Origin of the sequence: Sulfitobacter sabulilitoris (genome assembly GCF_005887615.1) — a bacterium.
GTDB lineage: Bacteria > Pseudomonadota > Alphaproteobacteria > Rhodobacterales > Rhodobacteraceae > Sulfitobacter_E > Sulfitobacter_E sabulilitoris.
Genome location: NZ_VANS01000001.1, coordinates 997,497 through 1,022,459, shown reverse-complemented (window position 1 = coordinate 1,022,459; position 24,963 = coordinate 997,497). Strand labels below are relative to the sequence as shown.

Here is a 24,963-nt window from a genome sequence, read left to right as displayed (position 1 = left end):
TGCGCCGCTATTCGGCGGCCTTGGGGGGCAATTCGACCACCGTATCGTCGCTGCGGACAATGGTTTCGATGCCGGCCTCGGGCAGGATTTCGCGCAATTCCTCGCGCAGGCGATTCAGTTGCGCGGCGGCCACGCTTTCCTCGAGCTCGACTTCGTGGAGCCAGTGTTTGAGTTCGGTGGTGATACCCTTCGCACGGTCCAGCCGACCGTTGAATTGCTCGACCTCCTGCTGGCGCTGCTGCAAAAAGCTCCGCGCGCGGGCGATCTTGTCGTCGGAATAGACCTCGGCCAGCTCGCGCGATATGTGGCTCATCTGGGCCGCGATCTCCAGCAATTGCGGCTCGAGATTGGACAGGTCGGGATGATCGCGCAGATACGCGAGCCGTTCGCGCACCGCGTCGAATTCGGAACTGAGCTGAAAATGCCTGGTCCGGTCGGCCGCATGCACGGCGGCATAGGCGCGCGCGACGTCCTGCATCCCGATGCTGAAGGATCGGTGAGAATTCTCAAGCTGCAGAATACGCCGGTTGGAGGGCAGGAAAAAGCAAAGCGATACAGCGAGCACGGTCAGCCCCGTCTGGGCCAACATGCCTGCGTTTTCGATGCGCGCGCCGCCAAGGTAGAGGTCAAGATCGATCCAGGGCCACTGGCCCAGTCCCGCCATCACCGAGGCCGCCAGAAACGTTGCAGCCGACAGCGCGAACACCGTCAAGGCCAGCCGTTGCATCAGATATTGGACAAGTCGCCCTATGGCGTAAATCTGGGTCATTGACAGTTCCCCCCGGGACTAACCACATCGGCAAGTTTACGCCGATTAACTCAAATTTTCACGTCAAAGTTCCGCCGTATTCGCGAATTTCTCAAAAAAGCATTAAAACACAACATAATATCTTGGTCGGTCGTTTCGGTTTTGCTGTCAATCCCGCTTTACACCGGGTGACTGTCCTCGATTCCGCTGCGCCACCCGATCCAGAGCGAGGTGAGAACCAGCGCGGTAAAAAGGTAAAGCCCCCAGGCGACCTCGACCCGGCCAATGCCGATGCCCTTGGCGACCACCACGTAAAGCGCAACCAGAAAGACATCGGCCATCGCCAACTTTCCCAGCGCCTGAAGCGCCGGAAGGGTCCTGCGCGACATCAGATCGAAGTGAACGAGCGCCAGCCCAATGGTTTTCGCGTAAGGTGCAAAGAGCGCAAAGACGGTGACGACAAGCGCCAGGGCGATATCTGTCTTCCACAACGCCTGCAGCCCTGTGAGGATCGAGATTTCCGACAGCGAAAACAGCGGCAGCAGACCCGCCCGCAACAGCGGCGCGGCCCATGCGACGGGATAGAGCGCCAACAGGACGAGATTGAGGTACTTCATGACCGCGCCAACCCGGTTTGTTCGGAAGAATCGGACCGGAATTTTCGCAAAATCCGCTGCGCCGGTGTCACCGGACCGCCTCGATCGGGCCTTCTGCGCGGCCGTGGATGAACTGATCCAGATAAGGATCGCCGGACCCGTCCATCTGGCTGACCGGACCGGTCCACTGGATCACCCCGTCATGCAACATCGCCACGGTATCGGCGATGGCGCGCACGCTGGTCATGTCGTGGGTGATGGTGATCGCGGTCGCGCCCATTTCGACCACGATCTCGCGGATGAGGTCATTGATCACGCCGGACATGATCGGGTCGAGCCCGGTGGTCGGTTCGTCGAAAAAGATGATCTCGGGCTCTGCCGCGATGGCCCGTGCAAGGCCTACACGTTTTTGCATGCCGCCCGACAGTTCCGCGGGCAGACGGTCGGCCACATCTGCCTTGAGTCCGACGCGCCGCAGTTTTTCGACGGCGATGGCGCGGGCCTCTTCGCGGGGGCGTTTCAGCGATCCGCGCAGCAGGCGAAAGGCGACATTCTGCCAGACCGGCAGGCTGTCAAAGAGGGCGCCGCCCTGAAACAGCATGCCAAAGCGCGCCAGGAACGCGTCGTGGTCGCCGGCGGCGGCGTCCTGGCCATCGACCAGGATACGGCCCGCATCCGGCGTGACCAGCCCGAGGATGCATTTCAGCGCGACGGATTTGCCCGTTCCCGACCCACCGATGATCACCATCGACGTGCCCTTGGGCACATCAAGGTCAAGACCGCGCAACACGTGGTTGGACCCAAAGGATTTTCTGACGCCTTCCATGCGGATCATAGCGAGAAAAACACCCCCGTCAGAACGAAGTTCGCCGCGAGGATCAAAACTGCCGCCGCTTCGACCGAACCCTTGGTCGCGGCGCCGACGCCCATCGCACCGCGCCCGGAGGTCATGCCGTAATAGCACCCCATCAGGGCGGCGAAAAAGCCGAACACCGCACCCTTGGTCAGCGACGAGACGACGTCGAGCGGCTCAAGAAAATCGACCGTGTTCTTGATATAGGCGGCCGCGTTGAAGCCCAGCGTCCCGGTGGCGACGGCATAGCCGCCGAAGATTCCGATGACATCGCCCACGCCCACAAGGAACGGCACGGCGATCAGCGCGGCCAGAACCCGCGGCACGGTCAGGTATTTCATCGGATGGGTGGACAGCGTGATCAGGGCGTCGATCTGTTCGGTGACCTTCATCGTGGCGATTTCCGCCGCGATCGAGGAGGTGACCCGCGCCGCGATCATCAGACCGACCAGCACCGGCCCCAATTCGCGCACCATTCCGATGGCGACGATCTGCGGCACCACGGCTTCGGCGTTGAAGCGCGCGCCACCGGCATAGATCTGCAGGGCGAGCGCGGCACCGGTAAAGATGGCGGTCAGCCCGACAACCGGCAGCGACAGCCAGCCGATGTGCAGCAAGGCGTGAGAGAATTCGCGAATGTAGAACGGCGGACGGACGAAAAACGTGATGGTCCGCAGCGCAAAGATGGCGACGCGCCCGATCGCGGCCAGCACTCCCAGAACGGCACGCCCGAGTGTCGCCAGCGCGGTCATCCGGTATAGACCCGGTGATACCGGTGCCCCATCGACGTCAGGATCTCGTAGCCGATGGTGCCTGCGGCCTGCGCCAGATTGTCGATGCCCTGATCGCGCCCCAGAATCTGGAGCGATTTGGGCGCGGCAGGCAGATCGGTGATATCCACCCCGATCAAATCCATCGACACCCGGCCCACGACGGGCACGGCCTGCCCATGGTCGTAAAATCGCGCCGCGGCACCCATGGCACGGATCAATCCGTCAGCGTAACCCGCGGAAATCGTTGCAATTCGAGAGGGGCGACTGGCCACCCAACTGGCGGCATAGCCAACGCTTTCGCCGACCGCGACATCGCGAACCTGGACCACCGGCGCGTCCAGCGTGACCACGGGCGTGGCATCGGCAAAGGGCAGGCCGCCATAGAGCCCGATACCGGGGCGGGTCAGATCGAAATGATATTCCGGCCCCAGCAACATCCCCCCGGTGGCCGCCAGCGACAACGGCACATCGATGCCCTGCGTCATCTCTGCAAAGGTCGCAAGCTGCAGCGCGTTCATCGGGTCGCCAGGCTCGTCCGAGCAGGCCAGATGCGACAGGATCAGCACGGGCCGCTGCGCCAGTGCGATGTCGCGCAGCGCGGACCACTCGGCCGGTTCCATGCCAAGCCGGTTCATTCCGCTGTCAAGCTGCAGGCCAAAGGGATGGCCGGGCAGCGCTTCGACATGGCGCAGCATCTGGTCCACGGAATTGATCAACGGTGTCAGATCGGCCTGCCGGATCAAGGCGGTATCGCCCGCCATATGACCCGAGAACACGTAGATCGGAACACCGGGCCCAAGCGCCGCGCGCACGGCGGCGCCTTCCTCGGCGATGGCGACGAAGAATTGCCGCGCGCCCGCGTCCGCAAGCGTCTGCGCCACCCGTGCCGCACCCAGCCCGTAGGCATCGGCCTTGACCACGGCGGCGGTTTCCACCTCCGTCATGGCATCAAGCGCACGCCAGTTGGCGGCAATGGCGGACAGGTCGATTGTGAGGGTCGCGGTGGCCATGCGCGCGGTTGTGACAGGATGCGCCACAAGGTCAAGAGGGTATCAGGGGCGTTGTCCCGCCCGGGAAGTGCGCGGCGACCGGTCGGCGCCGGATCACGGGGTGTCGAAATAGTAGCGGTTCTGTTGCCAGATCTTTTCCCCGACAAGGCAATCGTAGGGCGGCAACGCCTGCATCTGTGCCTGCCATAGCCGTGTCGGGCGCTGTGCGATCTCGAGGATCAGCTTGCGCGTGATCGCGCCGGCGAACTGATCCCAATCATAGACCGGAATGACGAACGACCCCGGTCCTCCGATCACGCAGCGCAGGTAATAGACATCCAGATCCGGAATACCCCAGCGCTGGCTCAACGCGTCCTGGGTCATCAGCGGCAGACCATTGATCACAATGCCCTCGGCCAGCACCGCGTCGCGCGCGCGCGTCACCGGGCGGCCCTGGTTGTTGGGACCGTCGCCCGAGACATCGACCACCCGCCGCAATCCCTCGAAGCCGTTGCCGTCGAAATCGTGCAGCGCATACATCAACGCTCCGGAAATCGACGTGCGCCGCAACCCGTCGTCGAAATGCGCGGTGATCGCTTCGGCCACGGTGGCGGCATCGGCGGCAGTTTCGATCAGGGTCCAGGGCACCACGACCCGCTGCGACACATCGCCGGCCCATTCGACATAGGTCAGCGCCACCCGGCCCAAAAGCCCGCCGCGAATGGCGGCAATCACATCCGGATCCGTCAGCGCCTCGGCATAGCCGCGCCGCTGGATTTCCAGCTCGGACGGTGACATCGACCGTGACACATCGACCGCCAGAAAAAGCTCTACGTCCACTTCGACCGGTTGCGCGATCAATGCGGCGGGCCACCCAAGCCACAGAAAAATGAGACAGAACAGGCGCATGTGTTCAATGCGCCAGAAAACGCCGTGGCTGTCCAATCACATTTACTGATCAAAATTCCTGATCGCCATTGCCCTGCCAGGTCTTGGCAAGGTTGCCAAAGCGGGTAAAGCGGCCTTCGAAGCTCAGATCCACCGATCCGATGGGGCCGTGACGCTGCTTGCCGATCACCACTTCGGCGCGACCGTGCAGGCGCTCCATCTCTTCTTGCCAGGCGGCCATCTTTTCCAGCTCGTGATCGCCGGGTTTTTCGCGTTCCTTGTAGTATTCCTCGCGGAACACGAACATCACCACGTCGGCGTCCTGCTCGATCGAACCGGATTCGCGCAGATCGCTCAACTGCGGGCGCTTGTCTTCGCGGTTCTCGACCTGGCGGCTCAGCTGCGACAACGCGATCACGGGAATGTCCAGCTCCTTGGCGATCGCCTTGAGACCCATCGTGATCTCGGAAATCTCGTTCACGCGGTTTTCCGATTTGCCCGTGCCGCGCACAAGCTGCAGGTAGTCCACGATCAGCACGTCCAGGCCATGCGTCCGCTTGAGCCGCCGTGCGCGCGCGGCCAGTTGGCTGATCGGCAGGGCAGGCGTGTCGTCGATGTAGAGCGGGCAGGCCTCAAGCGCCTTGGCGGCATCGACGAAGCGGCGAAATTCCCCCTCGGTCATGTCGCCGCGCCGAATCTGTTCGCTCGGCACTTCGGCCGCTTCCGACAAGATCCGGGCGGCCAGCTGCTCGGCGCTCATTTCAAGGGAATAGAACCCCACGACACCGCCGTCGATCGCGCCCTCTGTCCCGTCGTGCAACTGCCCGCGCTTGTAGGCCTTGGCGACGTTGAAGGCGATGTTGGTGGCAAGCGATGTCTTGCCCATCGACGGGCGGCCCGCCAGGATCAGAAGGTCGGAGCGGTGCAGGCCACCCAGTTTCTTGTCCAGGTCGATCAGCCCGGTCGAGACACCCGCCAGCCCGCCATCGCGCTGGTAGGCCGCGTTGGCCACGTTGACCGCGTCGGTGACCGCCTTGAGAAAGCTTTGGAACCCGCTTTCGACCTGACCCTGCTCGGCAAGCTTGTAGAGCTGCTGTTCGGCCTCGACGATCTGCTCGCGCGGTTCGGAGGCGACGTTGACCTGCGCCGCCTTGGCCGAAATATCGCGCCCCAGCAGGATCAGATCCCGGCGCACCGCCAGATCATAGATCATCTGCGCGTAATCGCGCACGGCAAAGGCGCTGATCGCGGCGCCGGCAAGACGCGCCAGATAGGCAGGACCGCCCAATTCCTTGAGACCGTCGTCATCTTCCATGAACGCCTTGAGCGTCACGGGGCTGGCGAGGTTGTTCTTGGCGATGCGCGCGGCGGCGATTTCGTAGATGCGGGCGTGCACGGGGTCGTAGAAATGCTTGGGGCCGATGATGCTGGCCACCCGGTCGTAGATATCGTTGTTGGTCAGGATCGCGCCCAGAAGCTGCTGCTCGGCCTCGATCGAATGCGGCATCGTCTCGGGCGACTGCACATCGACGCCGGTCGGATTGAATGTCGTGATCTCGTTCATGACTGTTCCTGCCTGTGACTGACTGCTCTTTGCGGTGCGCGGCCCCGGGTGGGGGCGATCCGGACCGATCTGATGCCGGTCAACGACGTCCTACCCAGTATCGCCCGGTTTCCCTATCTGGAAATCTCTGTGGACAAGCCCATGCAAAAGGATGTGGACAAGTTCGCCGCGCCGGATTTATCGCCCATCTTGTAGCAGAAATCCGGCGCACCGCAAACTGTAGTATCGCTTTGCGATTCTGTGCCGATCTTACCCACAGATCATCCGCAGGTTTTGCACAGTTTATTTTTTTCGCGCCTGCTGCCACTTGCGCGGATTGTTCAGAAAGGTCTCGACCTCGGTCAACGTGGCCTCGTCAAACGCGCCCTCGACCTTGGCTTCGGCCAGAACATCCCACCAGGTGCAAAGCGCATGCAGGTTGACGCCATGGGTTCCGAGGGTCTTTTCCGTTTCCGGAAAGATGCCGTAGTAAAAGATCACGGCGGTATGCGCGCAGGTCGCACCGGTATCGCGGATCGCATCGACGAAACTCAGCTTGGAGCCGCCGTCGGTCGTCAGATCCTCGACCAGCAGCACCCGCTGACCCTCGGACATTTCCCCTTCGATCCGGGCATTGCGGCCATAGCCCTTGGGTTTTTTGCGCACGTAGGTCATGGGCAGCGCCATGCGCTCGGCCACCAGCGCCGCAAAGGGAATGCCCGCCGTCTCGCCGCCGGCGATATTGTCAAAGGCCTCGAAGCCGACGTTGCGCATGACGGTGACGGTCAGGAAATCCATCAAGGTGGCGCGGATCCGCGGATAGCTGATCAGCTTGCGGCAATCGATATACGTCGGGCTGGGGAGGCCGGAGGCCAGCGTAAAGGGCTCTGCCGCGTTGAAATGAACGGCCTTGATTTCGAGCAGCATGCGCGCGGTCAGGCGGGCCATTTCATTCGCATCGGGGTAGCTGGTCGGGATCATGGGCGCATCCTTGGTTTCGTCTGGCGATAAATACCTCCGCCGGAGGCATCAAGTCTATGGAGCACCGGAAGGGATTTCATGCCTCCGGCGGCGGTATTTTCATCCATTTGGAAGATCACGCGACCCGCCATTCCAGATCGAAGCCCGGGTCGAAGACCGTCACGGGGCCATCGGGGGTGGTGATCCGGGCGGGGTAGTCCGGGGCCTCGCGGTGCAGGGTGATCGTGGCGTCATTGGGCGGCAGGCCATAAAAGGCGGGACCGTTGAGCGAGGCGAAGCCTTCGAGACGGTCCAGCGCGCCGTCCTGTTCGAAGACCTGCGCGAGGATCGACAGCGTGTTGGGCGCGGTGAAGCAGCCCGCGCATCCGCAGGCCTGCAATTTGCCCGCATCCGTGTGCGGCGCGGAATCCGTGCCGAGGAAAAACCGTGGCTCGCCGCCGGTCGCCGCCGCGCGCAGCGCCAGGCGGTGTTCCTCGCGTTTGGCAACCGGCAGGCAGTAGTAATGCGGGCGGATTCCGCCGGCGAGGATATGATTGCGGTTGATGACAAGGTGGTGCGTGGTGATCGTGGCGCCCAGGTCGGGGCCTTGGGCGCGCGCATAGTCCACCGCGTCGCGGGTGGTGATATGCTCCATCACCACGCGCAGTCCCGGTGTCGCGCGGCGGATCGGGTCGAGGACGCGGTCGATGAACACCGCCTCGCGGTCGAAGATGTCGATATCCGGATCGGTGACCTCGCCGTGGACACAGAGCGGCAGGCCGATCCGGGCCATCCGGTCCAGCACCGGGCGGACGCGGTCGAAATCGGCCACGCCGCTGGCGGAGTTGGTGGTCGCGCCGGCGGGGTACAGCTTGACCGCGTGCACGAGGCCAGACGCATGCGCCGCGGCGACGTCCTCCGCGTCGGTGTCCTCCGTTAGGTAGAGGGTCATCAGGGGGGTGAATTCGGACCCTTCGGGCAGGGCGGCAAGGATCCGGTCGCGGTAGGCGGCGGCCTGTGCGCCGGTCACGACCGGCGGCACGAGGTTGGGCATGATGATCGCGCGGCCGAAATGGGCGGCGGACTGGGGCAGCACGGCGCGCAGCATCGCGCCGTCGCGCAGGTGCAGGTGCCAGTCGTCGGGACGGCGGAGCGTGAGGGTCTGTGTCATGGCCGCCGGGCTAGCACGGTGCGCCGTCCGGCGCTAGCTTTTTGCCGCCAGAAGGGACTTGAGCCTGCGGGCAAAGCGCGGCGCATTCATCCGGGTGGTGACGTTGACGCAGAGCGCCTCAAGAAGGGCGGCGCGGCCCTGACGGTCCAATACCGCCATGACGCTGCGCAGGTAGGGCGGATAGGTGCGGCGCGCGCGATAGAGCCGGGCAAAGCCCTGTGCGTCCAGCGTGCCGTCGCCGGCCTCGCTGATCAGGTCGAACAGGATGTCCATGTCCATCAGGTCGGTCTGGATCGTTCCGCCAAGGTGGCGCAGCCGCAGTTTGGTCACATTGGGCCGGGTAAAGAGCGCTGCGTGCATCGCGTCGAGCGTCTGCGACGGATCGTATAGCACGAAGGCGTCGTCGGCGGCGTCCAGCATGTCGGGGGCGTAGCCGTACCGCGACGTGAAATCGGTGCGGCGCATGCCGATGAACCGGTCATCCCATTCGGCGATGCAGGGGTCGAGCGTGGCTTGCGGCTGGATGGCGACGACGGTGGCCCCCGGTGCCGCCACCGAAAAGGCCGCGGCGGCATAGCCGCACGGGCCCGCGCCGTAGAATACGACGCGCTCGAACTCGTCGAAAAACCCATCGTCCACCAGGCGGTCGAAATAACCCACGACGGCGGGATCGCGAAACCACGTGTCGCCATCGCTGATCACGCAAAGATGCGACCAGCCGTTTGCCTTGACCAGGTCCCAGCCGAAGGGCTGTGCCATTTTCGAAAGGCTGCGGATGCCCTGCACTGTCTCGAAGGTGACAAGAAGCGTGGTGTCGTCGTCGATGAAGGTGGCGAAATGGGCGTCGCCGAGCGGCTGAAAGGCGCCAAGATCGTCAGCGACCCGGGCGATGGCGCGCTGCCAATCGTCCTTGGACAGATCCGCGAGGGATATGTCGAGATCCTCTGTCGTGTCCTGCATGGCCTGCGTCCTCGCGTCCCTCACCACCTCGAGCGGGCGGTATTGCACCATGAGGTACTTAGGTATTGCGGCAGAAATAAGCAAAAAGCTGCGCGAATATTTGTCGCCCGGCGCGGGGCACGGCCATCACGAATCGCGCGGGCCGTCGCGGGCCGCCGTTGCATGGGCGGCCATGAAATGCGCGGCCTTGCGCGGAACCGGCCGGGAGGGTGCGGCCATCAACAGCCGGCCAAACAGCGCGCGATAGGGTTCGTGCCGCATCAGCGCGTCGAAGCGCGCGTGCCGCCAGGCCACGGCGGCGGCGTGCAGGCGGGCCAGTTCGGGGTCGGATTTCAGCTCTTGCGCGATCGCGTCCGCGGCGGGCGCGAGTGATTGCACCGACGTGTCCTCGTCGGTATTGAAATTCCGTTCGACCCAATAATCCAGCCCCAGCAGATCGTCGGAGTGCACCGCGCGGCCCCGGTCGGCCTTGAGCACATAGCTTTCCATCGCGCCCAGCGGGTAGTGGTTGAGTTGCACAAGCGCGGTATTCGACTGCCCGAAGTTGGAGAAAATGCGGCGGCGTTTGAATTGGCGGTCCAGCGTGCGGCCCTCGCCGTCGAACCATTTCGCGTCCTTCAGGCGGGCGTCATCGGGTTTGCGCGGACGGTGCACGCCCATCTGCCCATAAGTGCCATCATTGCGGTAGAGCGTCTTGAACATCGAGGCGCGCCAGGGCCAGTACATTACGGCGGGCGCACAGCGGGTGAACGTCCGCGTGACGGGTGCGTCCTGATAGCGGACCTGGCCCGCATTGCCGAACAGCCGCCATGTCAGGGTGATCGCCGTCGCCTGCGGCAGCGCATTCAGCAGCGCGGCCAGGGTGTGGTCGCCCACGTGGATATTGACGAATTCATCCACGTCCAAGGGCAAGAGCCACTCGGCCTGCCGGACGACGTCCAATGTGCCCGCGCGTTTCAACGCGGTGAACTGGATCCCGCCCTTGGCATAGGGGCCATCGTTGCGGATGTGTGTGACGTGCCCCATCTCGGCCAGCCGGTCGAGCATGGCGTCGGTGCCGTCGTCGCAGTCGTTGGAATAGACCAGCACGTGGTCGAACCCCACCGCCCGGTGGTGCGCGAGCCAATCCAGCAGAAAGGCGGCCTCGTTGCGGACGCAAAGAACGGCGAGGAACTTCAACGGTTTGGCCTGAGCGAAGGGAGGAGTGTGCAGGGCATCGGTCAGCTTTCCATGTCGAGCGCCAGCGCATAGGCGACGCGCTCGGTCTCGGTCAGTTTGACCTTGAGGGCCTGATCGTAGAGGTCCTTAAATTCGGGATTGGCGTGCAACTCCAGCGCTTTGGCCTTGTGCCATGCCAAGCCGGTGTCGTGCCACTGGCGTAGCGTCTCGTCGCGCATCAGCCGGTCGTACTCGGCGCGCACGCGCGGGATGTTGCGCTTGATCGTGATGTCGCGGAAATCGGACCAATCCATGCGGATCCAGTAATTGATCCCGATGGACCGGTCGACATGCAGCGCCCGGCCCCGTTGCCGCTTGATCAGAAAACTCTCGGCCGAACGCAGGGCATAATGATTGAGCTGCAACAGATCGTAGCCGATGGATTTTTTCGAACTTCGCCAGCCTTTCTCGGCGGCTTCGCGGGTCATGTCCTGGCCCGATCCGTTGACCCATTTGACCCGGTCCCGCAAGGCTTCGTCCAGCTTGTTGGGTCGGTGACAGCTGATCTTTTCGTAGGCGCCGATGTTCTTGAACATGGTCTTGAAGCCCCAGACCGTGTGCGGCTTGGGGCAGTATTTCGGGGCGCAGGCGTCAAACTGGTCGATCACCAGATCGTCCTTCAGGTCGGTCACGCCGTTGTGCCCGAACAACCGCCAGGTCATCGCGACATTGGTGGCATCGGGGCAGGCGGCAAAGAAATCGTCCAGCGTGCCGTTGCCGGTGCGAATGTTCATGAACTCATCCACGTCGATATGGATGATCCAGTCGGCGTTCTTGATCACCGGTTCCTTCAGCGACTGGTTCAGCGCGTATTGCTGGGGGGAATTTCCTTTCCAGCCGTCGTTGTTGCGATGTTGCAGCACCCCCATCTCCTGCAGCCGGTCAAGCAGTTCCGACGTGCCGTCCTCGCAGCCGTTGGTGTAGATCAGGAAGCTGTCGACCCCGATGGCCCGGTGATAGGCGATCCATTCGACGATATAGGGCGCTTCGTTCTTCATGCAGCCGACAATCACGTTGCCGGTGGAGCCATCCGCGAGGCTGCGCGGGGCGGCGGGTGTGTAGGCGGCGGCAAGCTGTTCTTCGTCCACCGCGCCCAGTTTGTTGTGCGGCGCAAAGGAGGAGTTGCGCAGTTTCTCGAAATTCTGGACCGCCAGCGGCGGCATGATTGCGCGGGCGGCTTCGCTCAGGCCGTTTGTTACCGCCGCTTTGGGCGGTGTGTCGGGGCGCGCGCCGGGGATCGCGCCCTCCAGTTGCGAAAGGTCCTGCGACTTGGTTTTCATCTCTTCCGCCGTGGCCTGGTTGATGCGCCACATGAAGCCCAACAGATACTGCGAGGCGCGGAACCCGAATTTCGGATCCGCTTCGGCCCAGACACCCCCGGCACGCGGAACCGTGAACGTGGCGGCTGCGAGGCCGGGATGTCGTGCGGCCAGAGCGGCGTTCGGGGCCGCGAACCTTTCGGAGATCACCGACAGGGAAGCGGCGTCAATCGCGTCACCTTCGATCTTGATTTCATTGATGAAACTACGCCAGATCTGGCGGGGGAGAATGCGTTGCCCATTGGCAAGCACCTTGAGGATCAGCGCGTTGAGCCGGCGTCCGCGCGCGAGGGCGGCGGCGGAGGCAGGTGGCGGAGCGGGGGCCGGACTGGCCTTGCCGATCGTGTCCCCGATGTCGAAGGCCGCGCGGATTTCACCGGTCACCTCGGCGCTGCCGAAAAAGTCGGCGTCATAGCCGCGCAGGTGAACGCGCCCCTCCCCGAAGACGCTTTCCCAATGCGCCGCGAGCCCTGGGTAATCCAGCCAGAAGGGCGCGCCCTGGTTTTCCTCGAAAACCCCGGCGGGCGGGTCGATCCGGGGCATGCCGGCCACCGCCGCCGCCCACCAGTCGTCTTGCGCGCACAGTGCCACTTCGCGGTCCAGGGGCTCGCCGCGGCCTTCGTTGATCTGCTCGGCATAATGGCGGATCAGCAGGGCGGCGGGCTCGTCCAGGTGGGCGATGATGCGGATATCGCTGCTCAATGGTGCCAGAAGATCGCGCAACCGCTCCAGTTCGGAGACCCGCCAGAGCGACGTTGCCAGTTGGGCACACGACAGGATCAAAACGTCGGGGCGATGCTGCGCGACTTCGCGCGTCAGATCGGCCAGGACCGTGTCGCGCAGGACCTGTTGTTTGTCGGCGGTGATATACCCGCGATTGAACCGCAGCGGATCGACGTGATCGACATCCGTCACCGACATGAACAGCCGGGTGTGGTTCTTGTTGCCGGGGCTGCGGGCATACAGAACGCCCTTGCCGATCAACTGGTCACGCTTCTCGGCCAGCACCGATTGCAGGCGGTCCGCGCCCGCATGGTCCAGCCCGATGTGCAAATCGATGCGCATCTATACCGCCTCGCGGTTTGTGTTCGCACGGCCCCACCACGGCAGGTCGATCCCGGTATGCGCCGCGATGGCGTCGCGCGCGCCCGGATCCGACACGTCGTATTCAAGGTAATCGGGATCCCCGGCAAAGATCCGCGCCAGATGCGCGTAGTGCCCGTCGATCCAGGCCATCCGCTCCTTGCTGGTTTCGCCGAACCCGGCGGGCAGGCCGGGAATGTCGCTGGCGGGCAGGCGGGCGACCCCGAGATCGGACCAGGCCAGCATGCTTTGCGAGACCTCCCAGCTGTCGCGGCGCGATCCCAGCAGCTTGACCCCCGGATGATGTCTGCGGATCGCGTCGATCAGGGCGAAATCCATCTGCGGCCACATCGACCGGCCCTCGCGCAGCAGGCTGAGTTCGGTGATGGCGTCAAAGCCGGGCAGGCGCGCGCCGGGATCGCCGGTCTCGAAATAGCCGCGATAAACCAGGTCGGCCACGAACCGGTTGTGCAGCGCGGCATCGTCGATCTGCCGGGGGCGGATGCGGTGATCGGCCACCCGCAGTCCGGCCATCTTGAGCGCCCGTGCCAGTGTCGTCGTGCCGGTTTTCGGCAGGCCAAGGTTCACGACGCGCAACCGGCTCACGGCGCTATTCCCAACGCGCGCAGCATCGCCTCTTCCTGCGGCGGCAGCTTGGGGGCCGCGCGCAGCTGGTCGCGCATCGCGACATACTCGGCCCGCGCTGACAACTCGGCGCATTTGGCACGGTGCAGGCGCACGCATTCCGCGTGCAGGCCGCCGATGCCGTCAAGGTCCTTCAATGCCTCGATCTGTGGTCTCAAGGCGGGCAGATAGCGTGAAATGCTGGTGTCCTGCCACGCGGGATCATTACGTTCGCGCCAGTAGGTGTCGTCGAAATCGCGGTTTTCGCGGTTCACGTCGCCCCGGTCGTTCTTGACCAGGTAGCTGTCCAGACTGCGCAGGGCATAGTGATTGAGGGTGGCATGATCGCGTGCCCCTGCCGCGGGAAAGCGGCGGATGCGGCGCGGGTTCGCCGCCACCAGAAACCGGTGCGGCACCGCGCGCCCTGACGCGTCGGTCCAGCTTGGGCGTTTGCGCGGCGGCAGTTTCGCGCGAAAGAATGGGCGATGCGCGCCATAGTACTTCAGCGGAAAATCCTGCCGCACTAGCGATTTGACCTCGATCGCCGCCTCGCCGCACCACAGGTCGGGATTGTGACTGCGGGTGAACTGCTCGATCACGGGGCGGTCCTCGAACAGCTCGACATCGTCATTGGCAAAGAACTGGAAATTCACGCTGATCGCCTGCGGATCGCCACAGGCGTCGATCAGGGCGGGAATTGTGTGATCGCCCACGTGGATATTGAGGAATTCGTCCACATCCGCGATCCAGACCCAGTCCGCGTCCAGCACCACGCTGTGGCGGCGCGCGTCTTTCAGCGCCTCCATCTGGTAATTGCGCCCCTCGGCCGGGTTGGGCAGGTGCCGCACGATGCCAAGCGCCGCCAGGTTGTCCAGCAGGCGGTCCGTGCCATCGGTGCAATCGTTTGAATAGAAAAGGAAATCCGTGACGCCGATCAGGCGATGAAACGCGATCCATTCAAGCAGGAAAGGCCCTTCGTTCTTGACACATGTCACGGCGGTTATGCGCATTGCCCGCGTCGCCCGTCTGCGCAGTTGGCATGCTGCTTCATTGTTCAATCCCGCCTACGAGCCTTGAGTGCCACCGATGCCCCACGACCTCTTTTATCTGCACCGGACCATGGCAGTTTTGGCGAATCGCGTCAATCTCGCCGCGGACCGGGTGGCGACGCGCGGCGGATAGGCCAAAGGTCGTATCCCGGGCGGTGCGCCCTTGACGCGCCCCGTCAGGGATGCACCTTTGACCGCAGGGGGAAAGCTGCCGTATGACCGATATCTCGAACATCGACGCCGTGCAAAAGATGCTTGGCGATCAGGGCTATATCTGTGGGCGGGCGCTGGGCACGGTGGTGTTTCTGGCGCTCAGGCTGGGCCGTCCGCTGTTTTTGGAAGGCGAGGCCGGCGTCGGCAAGACCGAGATCGCCAAGGCGCTGGCGGCGGGACTGGGCCGGCGGCTGATCCGGTTGCAATGCTACGAGGGGCTGGATGCCTCCACGGCCGTCTACGAATGGAACTTTCCGGCGCAGATGGTCGCCATCCGCACCGCCGAAGCGGCGGGCGACGCCAGCCGCGATGCCCTGCAGGACGAGCTTTTCAGCGACAAGTACCTGATAGAGCGGCCCTTGCTGCAGGCCATGCGCCCCGACGAACATGGCGCGCCCGTGCTGTTGATCGACGAGCTGGACCGCACGGACGAGCCGTTCGAGGCCTTCCTGCTCGAGGCGCTCAGCGATTTCCAGGTCACCATCCCCGAGCTTGGCACGATCAAGGCGCCCGAGCCGCCCATCGTCATCGTCACCTCCAACCGCACCCGCGAGGTGCACGACGCGCTCAAGCGCCGCTGCCTCTATCACTGGGTGGATTACCCGGATTTCGACCGCGAGATGGAGATCCTGACCGCGCGCGCGCCACAGGCGGCAGAAGCGCTGAGCCGCGAGGTCGTGGCCTTCGTCCAGCATCTGCGCACCGAGGATCTGTTCAAGAAACCCGGTGTGGCCGAGACGATCGACTGGGCCAAATGCCTGCTCGCGCTCGATGTGATCACCCTCTCGCCCGAGGTCATCGCCGATACGCTGGGCGCGATCCTGAAATACCAGGACGACATCGCCCGCCTGCATGGCACCGAGGCCAAGCGCATCCTCGATCAGGCGCGCGCGACGCTGGACGCGGCCTGATGCTTCTTGTGTTCGGAAATATCCTGCGGGGGTCTGGGGGTGCAAAACCCCCAGGGTGCGACAGGTGGTAGAATACGCTCCTCTGGATCTGCCCGAAAACCCCAAGCTTGCGGGGAACATCACGCATTTCGCGCGGGCGCTGCGCCGTGCGGGCCTGCCCATCGGGCCGGGGCGGGTGATCGACGCCATCCGCGCGGTGCAGGCGGCCGGTTTTACCGACAAGCGCGATTTCTACTGGACGTTGCATGCCTGTTTCGTGAACCGGCCCGAACACCGGCAGGTCTTTGGGCAGATCTTTCGCCTCTATTGGCGCGATCCCCGCTATCTCGAACATATGATGGCCGCGATGCTGCCGGCGGTGCGCGGCGTTCAGGAGGAACGCGCGGCGGAGGCGGGCCAGAAACGCGCGGCCGAGGCGCTGCTCGACGGGGCGGAGGCGCCGCCGCAGGTCGAAGAGCCGGAGCCCCGCGAGGAGGAGACCGAGATCGTCGTGGATGCCAGTCTGACGATGTCGGGCGAGGAGCGTCTGCGCAGCCTCGATTTCGAACAGATGAGCACGGCGGAGATGGCGGCCGCCAAGCGGATGCTCGCGCGGATGCGCCTTCCGGTGGAGCCGATCGCCTCGCGCCGCACGGTGGCCAGCCACGCGGGCCACCGGGTCGATACGGCGCGCACCCTGCGCGCGGCGATGCGGCAGGGCGGCGAGATGCACCAGATCAAGCTCAAGCAGGCGCGCCCGCGCTGGCCCAACCTGGTGGTGCTGTGCGACATCTCCGGATCGATGAGCCAGTATTCCCGCGTGGTGCTGCATTTCCTGCATGCGGTCAGCAATGCCAAGGGCGCGGGCTGGGCCAAGGTTCACGCCTTTACCTTCGGCACCCGGCTGACGAACATCACCCGCCACCTGGCGCAGCGCGACGTGGATGCGGCGCTGGCCGCCGCCGGGGCGGAGGCGCAGGATTGGGAAGGCGGCACGCGAATCGGATCGTGCCTTGCCACCTTCAACCGCGACTGGTCGCGGCGCGTCATGGGGCAGGGCGCGGTCGTCTTGCTGATCACCGACGGTCTGGACCGGGATGCACCCGATGAACTGGCGCATCAGATGGAGCGGCTGCACCTGTCGTCGCGGCGGCTGATCTGGCTCAACCCGCTGTTGCGCTGGGATGGCTTCGCCCCCAAGGCGCGGGGCATCGCCGCGATGCTGCCGCATGTGGACAGTTTCCGCGCCGGCCATTCCATCGCCTCGCTCGAAGATCTGGCGCGGGTGATTTCAAAGCGCGACGACCAGGGCGAGAAAGACCGCTTGCTGCGCAGCATGACAGGTTGATCCCCGCAGTGCCGCGGGGACCCTGTTCTCAGGCGACGGCGGCGGCGAAACTGCCGCGATAGACCGCCGCCAGATCCGCCAGCGGCGCGTCGAAGGCGCCAAAGCGCACTGCGTCGCCGCCGAATTTGCCGACATATGTCAACGGCACGCCCGCCTTCGAGGCGGCACTCATCAGCGCCTCGGCCTGGTCGAAGTTGCAGGCGATCAGGTAGCGCGCCTGGTCCTCGCCGAACAGGTCCGGCGTGAGGTCGGTGTCGATCTGAATGCCGACGCCCGCGCGCTCTGCCATCTCGAAAGCCGCCAACGCCAGGCCGCCATCGCTGAGGTCCGTACATGCCCGGATCAGATCGCGGTTGGCGCGGACGAATTCGCCATGCGCCAGTTCGGCGGCCAGATCGACGGGAGGCGCGTCACCCTCTGCCCGGCCATGGACCAGCGCCAGCAGGGCGGATTGGCCAAGGTGCCCCTTGGTGTCGCCCAGCACCAGCGCCACATGGCCATCGCGCACGTCACAGCCGATGATCTGTGCGACGTCATCCAGCAGGCCGACCGCGCCGATGGTCGGCGTCGGCAGGATCGCCGTACCGTCGGTTTCGTTATACAGCGATACGTTGCCGGACACGATCGGCATGTCCAGCACCGACACGGCCATACCGATGCCCTGGATCGCGCCGACGAACTGGCCCATGATCTCGGGCTTTTCGGGGTTGCCGAAGTTGAGGTTGTCGGTGGTGGCCAGCGGTCGCGCGCCCACGGCACACAGGTTGCGATAGGCTTCGGCCACGGCCTGCTTGCCGCCCTCGATCGGGTTCGCCTTGACGTAGCGCGGTGTCACGTCTGACGTGAAGGCCAGCGCCTTGTCGGTGCCATGCACGCGCACGATGCCCGCGCCAAGGCCGGGCGTGCGCGCGGTGTCGCCCATCACCATGGTGTCGTATTGTTCGTACACCCATTGCTTGCCCGCGTAGTTCGGGCTGGAAATCAGCGCGCGCAACCCGTCGACGGGGTTCACGTCGTCTACGGCGACCAACGGCTTTGCGGGCGGCGTTTCGGTCCAGGGGCGGTCGTATTCGGGGGCCGTCCCGGCCAGGGTCTTGAGCGGCAGATCCGCCTTGATCTCGCCGTTGTGGACGATCAGGAACCGATCTTCGGCGATGGTTTCGCCGACGATGGCGAAATCAAGGTCCCATTTGTCGAACACCGCCTTGGCTTCGGCCTCCAGTTCGGGGCGCAGCACCATCAGCATGCGTTCCTGGCTTTCCGACAGCATCATCTCGTAGGCGGTCATGTTCTCTTCGCGTACGGGAACGTTTTCGAGGTCGAGCCGAACGCCAAGATTGCCCTTGTCCCCCATTTCCACCGCCGAACAGGTCAGGCCGGCGGCTCCCATGTCCTGGATGGAGATGACGGCCCCGGTGCGCATAAGCTCCAGCGTGGCCTCCATCAGCCGCTTTTCGGTGAAGGGGTCGCCGACCTGCACTGTGGGGCGTTTTTCTTCGATCGTGTCGTCGAATTCGGCGCTGGCCATCGTGGCGCCGCCGACGCCGTCGCGGCCGGTCTTGGCCCCGAGGTAGACGACCGGCATTCCGACGCCCGAGGCGGCAGAGTAGAAGATCTTGTCCGCGTCCGCCAGACCGGCGGCAAAGGCGTTCACGAGGCAGTTGCCGTTGTAGGCGGGATCGAACCGCACTTCGCCGCCGACCGTGGGCACGCCAAAGCAGTTGCCGTAACCGCCGATCCCCTCGACGACGCCATTTACCAGCCGTCGTGTCTTGGGATGCGACGGATCGCCGAAGCTAAGCGAATTCATCGCCGCGATGGGGCGTGCGCCCATGGTGAAGACGTCCCGCAGGATGCCGCCCACGCCCGTGGCCGCGCCTTGGTAGGGCTCGATGTAGGACGGGTGGTTGTGGCTTTCCATCTTGAACACGACGGCCTGCCCGTCGCCGATGTCGACGACGCCCGCGTTCTCGCCCGGGCCGCAGATCACCTGTGGCCCGTCGGTGGGCAGGGTGCGCAGCCACTTTTTCGAGGATTTGTAGGAACAATGCTCGTTCCACATGGCCGAAAAGATACCCAGCTCGGTGAAGGTGGGCGTGCGGCCGACGATCTCGAGAATGCGCTGGTACTCGGCATCGCTGAGCCCGTGGCTGGCGATCAGATCCGGTGTGATGGCTGGCTCTTGCATGGACCGATTGTCCCCCCTGGCGAATGATGGGGGTTATGTAGAACATGCCGGATGCGACTGAAAGGGGCAAAGCGGTGCGATGCGCAGGGCCAGACATGCAAACGGGCCGCGCCCGAGGTAAGGAAACGCGACCCGCCGCATGGTTTTGCCCGGGGCCAGACGGCGCCGGGCAAAAACGCAATCTTCAGTCGAGGTATACCGATGTGCGTCCCTTGCCGCTGCGCACCAGGTCGGAGCGCGTGCGGTTGTAAAGCGAATCTTCGGTGACCATCAGATACATCGACCCATCGCGGAAGTTGATGTTGTCCGGCGTGGCGGTCACGACCAGTTCGTCCGCGCCGATCTTTGTGGTGTCGGACAGGGCGACGACGATCTCACTGTTGCCCTCGGCGTCGATGCCGACCGATTGCACGGTGCCGACAGTCGTGCCGTCGGCCAGCACGACCGGATCGCCCTTGGCGTTGGTCAGCATCATGAACTTGTCGCGGGACATGTTGATCATGGTGTCGTCCGCCTCGGCCCGGCCGTCGGTGATCTGCGGCGAATTGGTGTCGTATGTGTAGCCACGGTCAGACGCCGCAACATTCATGTTGCCGCCTTCCGTCACGCTGGGCGAGTTGCCGACCACGTCGGTCGCGCTGTCGCTTGCGGCGGCGGGGGTGGCCATCAGCGCGACGATGGCGCTGGTCTTGAGGAAATTCAAACCTGTCATGTCTTGTACCTTTCTCCCGTCAGGGATCTGGGAACTTAACGGACCGGTTGCGCTGCTGGTTCCGAACTTTCGGCAATTTGGACCCGACCCAGGCAAGGGCGCGCCCTGGCCTCGCTCTTCGCGTGACGGGGTGCGGGCAAAAAAAGACCGGGCGCAAAGGCCCGGCCAAGTCCAACAGGGAGGTTGAAGGCGCGCCACCCGAGGTGACCTGCGCCTTCGATAGGTGAAATAGGTGGCGTCGTGCCGTGGATCAAGGCAGTTTCTGAACCTTCGCCAGCATGTCCGCTATGCATTTTCTGCATGGCTTGCGGGCGTCCGGCGACGGACCGGTCAGGGGTTTTGCTTGGCGCGCAATTGCTTGCGGTACATAACGATCTCTTCCTGCACGAAATCGCGGAAGGCCGCGATGCGTTTGGAATGGCGCAATTCTGCCGGATAGGCCAGGAACACCGGCACATCGGCGGATTCGGTTTCAGGCAGGACCTGCACCAGATCGGGAAATTCCTGTTGCACATAGTCGGGCAGAACGCCGATCCCCAGGTCGTGCAGAACCCCCTGCAGGACGCCGAAATAATTGTTGACCGTCAAAAGCGACCGCACCTCGTAGGTCATCAGGTGCTGCACCAGGCTCATCCCGGCGCCGACCTGATCGCTGCCTGTGTTCTGGCAAATCAGGCGGTGGTCGCGCAGGTCCTCAAGCTCTTGCGGCGTGCCGCTGCCGGCCAGGTAGTCGGGCGTTGCGTAGAGACACATGCGCACCGTCATCAGTTTCTTGCGGATCAGATCGGCTTGGCTGGGTTCCTTCATGCGGATGGCGACATCCGCCTCGCGCATGGGCAGGTCCAGCACGCGTTCCTCGAGCATCAGATCGACCTTGAGGTCCGGATATTGCTCGTAGAGCTTGGGCAGGCGCGGCGCCAGCCACAACGTTCCAAAGCCCGTGGTCGTGGTCACGCGCAATTCGCCGAACACTTCCTCCTCGCTGTCGCGGATCCGTGCCGAGGCGGTGTCGAGCCGCTTGGACATGGCCGTGGTGGCGTCGAACAGAAGCTCGCCCTGTTCGGTCAGGATCAGCCCGCGCGCGTGACGGTGAAACAGCGTGGCGTTCAGCGCTTCCTCAAGCCCGCGCACCTGGCGGCTGACCGCGGATTGCGACAGGTTCAGCTTGTCGCCCGCATGGGTCAGGCTGCCGGCGTCGGCAACTGCGTGGAAAATCCTGAGCTTGTCCCAATCCATTATGCGTCTCTTGGCCTGTGTGACGTGTGTGTTACCGATATCTGCGCCCGAAATATAGGGGTCTTGAGCACCGCACCGAAGGGGTGGCGCGAAATTATCCCTATACAGGTCAGCTTTTGTGACCTATATCTATGCGTGAAGTATGCGATACTGTACGCGACCGCTGGGGAGGCGAGAGATGAGCACGCAAAAGATTTCACTGAACGATCGGTTCGACCTGGAAAAAGACACCGTCTTGCTGAACGGCACGCAGGCGCTGGTGCGTCTGATGCTGATGCAAAAGGAGCGCGACCGCGCCGCCGGGTTGAATACCGCGGGTCTGGTGACCGGCTATCGCGGCAGCCCCCTGGGGGCGGTCGATCTGCAGATGGAGCGGGCGGCGAAATTCCTCGCGGCGCAGGATGTGACGTTTCAACCGGGATTGAACGAGGATCTTGCCGCAACGGCCCTTTGGGGCAGCCAGCAGGCGGAATTGCGCGGCGAGGGGAAATACGACGGCGTGTTCGGCCTGTGGTATGGCAAGGGCCCCGGCGTCGACCGCTCGGGCGACGTGATGCGCCATGCCAACATGGCCGGATCGTCGACCAACGGCGGCGTGCTGATGGCGATGGGCGACGACCACACCGGCGAATCCTCGACCGTGCTGCACCAGTCGGAATGGGCGATGGTCGATGCCTACATGCCCGTGGTCAGCCCCGCAGGCGTGCAGGAAATCCTGGACTACGGGCTTTACGGCTATGCGCTCAGCCGGTTCTCGGGGCTATGGGTCGGCCTCAAGACGATGAAGGACACGGTCGAGGCGACCAGCGTGGTGTCGGGCGATCCGCATCGGCTGTCGTTCGTGACGCCGGAGTTCGATTTCCCGGAGGGCGGGCTGAACATCCGCCTGATCGACACGCCCCACGCGCAGGAAGCGCGGATGATCGACTACAAACGCTTTGCGGCCGAAGCCTTCAGCCACGCCAACAAGATGGACAAGCGCGTCTGGGGCAAGCGTGGCGCCAAGATCGGGTTTGTCGCGGCGGGCAAGAACTGGCTCGATCTGGTGCATGCGCTGAGCCTTCTCAACATCAATGAGGCCGAGGCCGAGCGGCTTGGAATCACGACCTACAAGATCGGCCAGACCTTTCCGCTGGACATGCACGGGTTTCACGACTGGGCCGAAGGGCTGGACCTGATCGTGGTTGTCGAGGAAAAGCGCAAGCTGATCGAAGTGCAGATCAAGGAGGCGCTGTTTTCCGACCAGCACCGCCGGGTCTATGGCTGGTACAAGGGCGGCGGTGCGGGGCTGGAGCACGGCGAGGAGCTTTTCCCGACGCGCGGCGCGCTCGACCCCATCATGATCGCAGAAAAACTGGGAGGCATCCTGATCGAAGAGGGCCGCGAGACCGACGGAATCAAGGCGGGGCTGACGATGCTGCAGGATGCGCGGCGCAACGACAACGCCGAGGACATCGCGGCACGGCTGCCGTATTTCTGTTCGGGTTGCCCGCACAACACATCGACCAAGGTGCCCGACGGCTCCCGCGCCTATGCGGGCATCGGATGCCACTACATGGTGCAGTGGATGGACCGCGAGACAACCGGCTTTACCCATATGGGCGGCGAGGGGGCCAACTGGATCGGCGAGGCGCCGTTTTCCAAGCGCAGCCATGTTTTCCAGAATATCGGCGACGGCACCTATAACCATTCGGGCGTGCAGGCGATCCGCGCCGCCTTGGCCGCCAAGACCAATATCACCTACAAGATCCTCTACAACGATGCGGTTGCGATGACCGGCGGTCAGCACAACGAGGGCGATCTCGATGCGCCGCGGATCGTGCGCGAGTTGCAGGCGATGGGCGTGCCGCATATCGCCGTGGTCTATGACGAGAAAGAAGACGTGGACCTGAACGCCTTTTCCGGGGTCGAGGTCAAGGAACGCGCCCACCTGGACGAGGTGCAGCGGAAATTCGCGGAGACACCGGGCGTCAGCGCCATCGTCTATGTCCAGACCTGCGCCGCCGAAAAGCGCCGCCGCCGCAAGCGCGGGCTGTTTCCCGACCCGGACAAGCGCGTGTTCATCAACACCGACATCTGCGAGGGTTGCGGCGATTGCGGCGTACAGTCGAATTGCGTGTCCATCGTCCCGGTGGAAACCGAACTGGGCCGCAAGCGCGCCATCGACCAGTCGTCGTGCAACAAGGATTTTTCCTGCGTCAAGGGTTTCTGCCCGTCGTTCGTGACGTTGGAGGGCGCGAAGATCCGCAAGGACCCGACCACCAAGGTCGAGATTCCGGACCTGCCGCAACCCGATCTGCCGGCCATCGATGGCACGTGGAACGTCGTGATCACCGGCGTGGGCGGCACCGGCGTCGTGACCATCGGCGCGGTGATGGCACAGGCCGCGCAGATTGACGGCAAGGGCGCGGGCATGATGGAAATGGCGGGCCTGGCCCAAAAGGGCGGCGCGGTGCACATCCACTGCCGTCTGGCCGAAAAGCCCGCCGATATCAGTGCAATCCGTGTCGCCACCGGCGAGGCCGACGCGTTGATCGGCGGGGATCTGGTGGTCAGCGCCGGGGCCAAGACCCTTGGCCTTACGCGGCGGGGCAAAACCGGTGCGGTGGTCAACAGCCATCAGATCATTACCGGCGATTTCACCCGCGACACCGAATTTCAACTGCCCTACGACCGGCTGGCCCTGGCGCTCGAGGCGCGGCTGAAGGACCGGGTCGATTTGTTCGATGCGTCCGACCTGGCCAAGGCGGTTTTGGGGGATTCGATTTTCTCCAACATGATGATCCTCGGCGGCGCATGGCAGCGCGGGCTTATCCCGCTGAGCCTTGCGGCGATCGAAGAGGCCATTCGTCTGAACGGTGCGGCGGTGGATCGCAACCTGCGGGCCTTTGAGATCGGGCGCTGGGCGGTGCTGTATCCGAAGGATGCGCAGGCCGTTCTGTCCCCCAAGGTGATCGAACTGCCGAAATCGCTGGACGACAAGATCGCCTACCGCGCGGCGCATCTGACCGAATACCAGGGCAAGCGGTTGGCGCGTCGGTACGAGGCCTTTCTTGCCAAGATCGACGACACGCGCGTCAAGGCGGCCGCGGCCAACGGGTATCACAAGCTGCTGTCCTACAAGGACGAATACGAGGTGGCCCGCTTGTTGCTGTCGAGCCGTGACAAGGCGCGCGCCGAGTTCGAGGGCGAGTTCAGGATGAGCTTTCACCTCGCCCCGCCGATGCTGTCGAAAGAGGGGCCCGACGGGCGCCCGATGAAGCGTGAATTCGGCCCCTGGCTGGAGCGGCCCATGCGCGTTCTGGCGGGCCTGAAGCGGCTGCGCGGCACGCCGCTGGACGTGTTCGGCTATACCGCCGAGCGGAAAATGGAGCGTTCGCTGATCCGGCAATACGAGGCCGACATGGCCGCCGTTCTGCCCAAGCTGACCGACGCGACGCGCGACGCGATCGCCGCGCTGGCCGAATTGCCGATGCAGATCAAGGGCTTCGGTCCAGTGAAGATGGCGAACGAACAAAAAGCCGCCAAGCGGCGCGAAGAGCTGCTTGCGGTGATCAATGCGGGGGGTGGCGCGGTTGCAAGGGCTGCGGAATAAACTGTCA

20 protein-coding genes are annotated in these 24,963 nt (G+C 64.1%); 3 read left to right on the top strand and 17 right to left on the bottom strand.

Annotated elements, in window-relative coordinates; genetic code table 11:
- Positions 1-7: 7 nt before the first annotated feature.
- The 14 genes from FDT80_RS04825 to FDT80_RS04760 form a co-directional block, all read right to left on the bottom strand.
- Complete coding sequence (locus FDT80_RS04825) at positions 8-769, bottom strand: DNA repair protein (RefSeq protein WP_246039863.1); 762 nt, start codon at positions 767-769, stop codon at positions 8-10.
- 158 nt (positions 770-927) lie between these two features.
- A complete protein-coding gene (locus FDT80_RS04820; RefSeq protein ID WP_138661075.1) occupies positions 928-1,365 on the bottom strand; it encodes a paraquat-inducible protein A in 438 nt (145 codons plus the stop codon).
- 67 nt (positions 1,366-1,432) lie between these two features.
- Entirely contained in the window at positions 1,433-2,179 is a 747-nt protein-coding gene (locus FDT80_RS04815; RefSeq protein WP_138661074.1) for an ABC transporter ATP-binding protein, read from the bottom strand.
- Entirely contained in the window at positions 2,176-2,949 is a 774-nt protein-coding gene (locus FDT80_RS04810; protein WP_138661073.1) for an MlaE family ABC transporter permease, read from the bottom strand. The genes FDT80_RS04815 and FDT80_RS04810 overlap by 4 nt, the downstream gene beginning before the upstream one ends.
- Positions 2,946-3,980 (bottom strand): alanine racemase, encoded by a 1,035-nt coding sequence (alr, locus tag FDT80_RS04805; protein WP_138661072.1) that lies wholly within the window; start codon positions 3,978-3,980, stop codon positions 2,946-2,948. Before alr ends, FDT80_RS04810 begins: the two co-directional genes overlap by 4 nt.
- Positions 3,981-4,073: 93 nt before the next feature.
- Complete coding sequence (locus FDT80_RS04800; protein WP_138661071.1) at positions 4,074-4,868, bottom strand: DUF1194 domain-containing protein; 795 nt, start codon at positions 4,866-4,868, stop codon at positions 4,074-4,076.
- A gap of 49 nt (positions 4,869-4,917) precedes the next feature.
- Positions 4,918-6,411, bottom strand: a complete 1,494-nt coding sequence (locus tag FDT80_RS04795) for a replicative DNA helicase (RefSeq protein ID WP_138661070.1) — start codon at positions 6,409-6,411, stop codon at positions 4,918-4,920.
- A 282-nt stretch (positions 6,412-6,693) separates the two neighbouring features.
- Positions 6,694-7,371, bottom strand: a complete 678-nt coding sequence (locus tag FDT80_RS04790) for an orotate phosphoribosyltransferase (RefSeq protein ID WP_138661069.1) — start codon at positions 7,369-7,371, stop codon at positions 6,694-6,696.
- A gap of 115 nt (positions 7,372-7,486) precedes the next feature.
- On the bottom strand, positions 7,487-8,521 hold the full coding sequence (gene pyrC, locus FDT80_RS04785; RefSeq protein ID WP_138661068.1) for a dihydroorotase: 1,035 nt from the start codon (positions 8,519-8,521) through the stop codon (positions 7,487-7,489).
- A gap of 33 nt (positions 8,522-8,554) precedes the next feature.
- A complete protein-coding gene (locus FDT80_RS04780; protein WP_138661067.1) occupies positions 8,555-9,481 on the bottom strand; it encodes a phosphoadenosine phosphosulfate reductase in 927 nt (308 codons plus the stop codon).
- Between the two features lie 126 nt (positions 9,482-9,607).
- Positions 9,608-10,660, bottom strand: coding sequence for a glycosyltransferase family 2 protein (locus FDT80_RS04775; protein WP_138661066.1), 1,053 nt, complete (start codon positions 10,658-10,660; stop codon positions 9,608-9,610).
- A gap of 41 nt (positions 10,661-10,701) precedes the next feature.
- Positions 10,702-13,083: a glycosyltransferase family 2 protein gene (locus FDT80_RS04770; RefSeq protein ID WP_138661065.1), complete on the bottom strand. Its 2,382-nt coding sequence runs from the start codon at positions 13,081-13,083 to the stop codon at positions 10,702-10,704.
- Complete coding sequence (locus tag FDT80_RS04765) at positions 13,084-13,707, bottom strand: sulfotransferase family protein (protein WP_246039862.1); 624 nt, start codon at positions 13,705-13,707, stop codon at positions 13,084-13,086.
- Complete coding sequence (locus FDT80_RS04760) at positions 13,704-14,735, bottom strand: glycosyltransferase family 2 protein (RefSeq protein ID WP_138661064.1); 1,032 nt, start codon at positions 14,733-14,735, stop codon at positions 13,704-13,706. The genes FDT80_RS04765 and FDT80_RS04760 overlap by 4 nt, the downstream gene beginning before the upstream one ends.
- A 254-nt stretch (positions 14,736-14,989) precedes the next feature.
- On the opposite strand from FDT80_RS04760, the gene FDT80_RS04755 reads away from it, so the two are divergent.
- Together FDT80_RS04755 and FDT80_RS04750 are read left to right on the top strand one after the other, a co-directional pair.
- Positions 14,990-15,898, top strand: a complete 909-nt coding sequence (locus FDT80_RS04755; RefSeq protein WP_138661063.1) for an AAA family ATPase — start codon at positions 14,990-14,992, stop codon at positions 15,896-15,898.
- A 64-nt stretch (positions 15,899-15,962) separates the two neighbouring features.
- Positions 15,963-17,225, top strand: a complete 1,263-nt coding sequence (locus FDT80_RS04750; RefSeq protein WP_170311786.1) for a vWA domain-containing protein — start codon at positions 15,963-15,965, stop codon at positions 17,223-17,225.
- Between the two features lie 28 nt (positions 17,226-17,253).
- Here the strand turns inward: FDT80_RS04750 and purL are convergent, their stop codons facing one another.
- The 3 genes from purL to FDT80_RS04735 form a co-directional block, all read right to left on the bottom strand.
- Positions 17,254-19,413 (bottom strand): phosphoribosylformylglycinamidine synthase subunit PurL, encoded by a 2,160-nt coding sequence (gene purL / locus FDT80_RS04745; protein ID WP_138661061.1) that lies wholly within the window; start codon positions 19,411-19,413, stop codon positions 17,254-17,256.
- 184 nt (positions 19,414-19,597) lie between these two features.
- Complete coding sequence (locus FDT80_RS04740; protein ID WP_138661060.1) at positions 19,598-20,125, bottom strand: PRC-barrel domain-containing protein; 528 nt, start codon at positions 20,123-20,125, stop codon at positions 19,598-19,600.
- Between the two features lie 330 nt (positions 20,126-20,455).
- On the bottom strand, positions 20,456-21,361 hold the full coding sequence (locus tag FDT80_RS04735; protein WP_138661059.1) for a LysR family transcriptional regulator: 906 nt from the start codon (positions 21,359-21,361) through the stop codon (positions 20,456-20,458).
- Between the two features lie 178 nt (positions 21,362-21,539).
- Here FDT80_RS04735 and FDT80_RS04730 point away from each other — a divergent pair, with 178 nt between their 5' ends.
- Positions 21,540-24,956 carry an indolepyruvate ferredoxin oxidoreductase family protein gene (locus FDT80_RS04730; protein ID WP_138661058.1) on the top strand — a complete coding sequence of 1,139 codons (3,417 nt, stop codon included), beginning with the start codon at positions 21,540-21,542 and terminating at the stop codon, positions 24,954-24,956.
- Positions 24,957-24,963 lie beyond the last annotated feature (7 nt).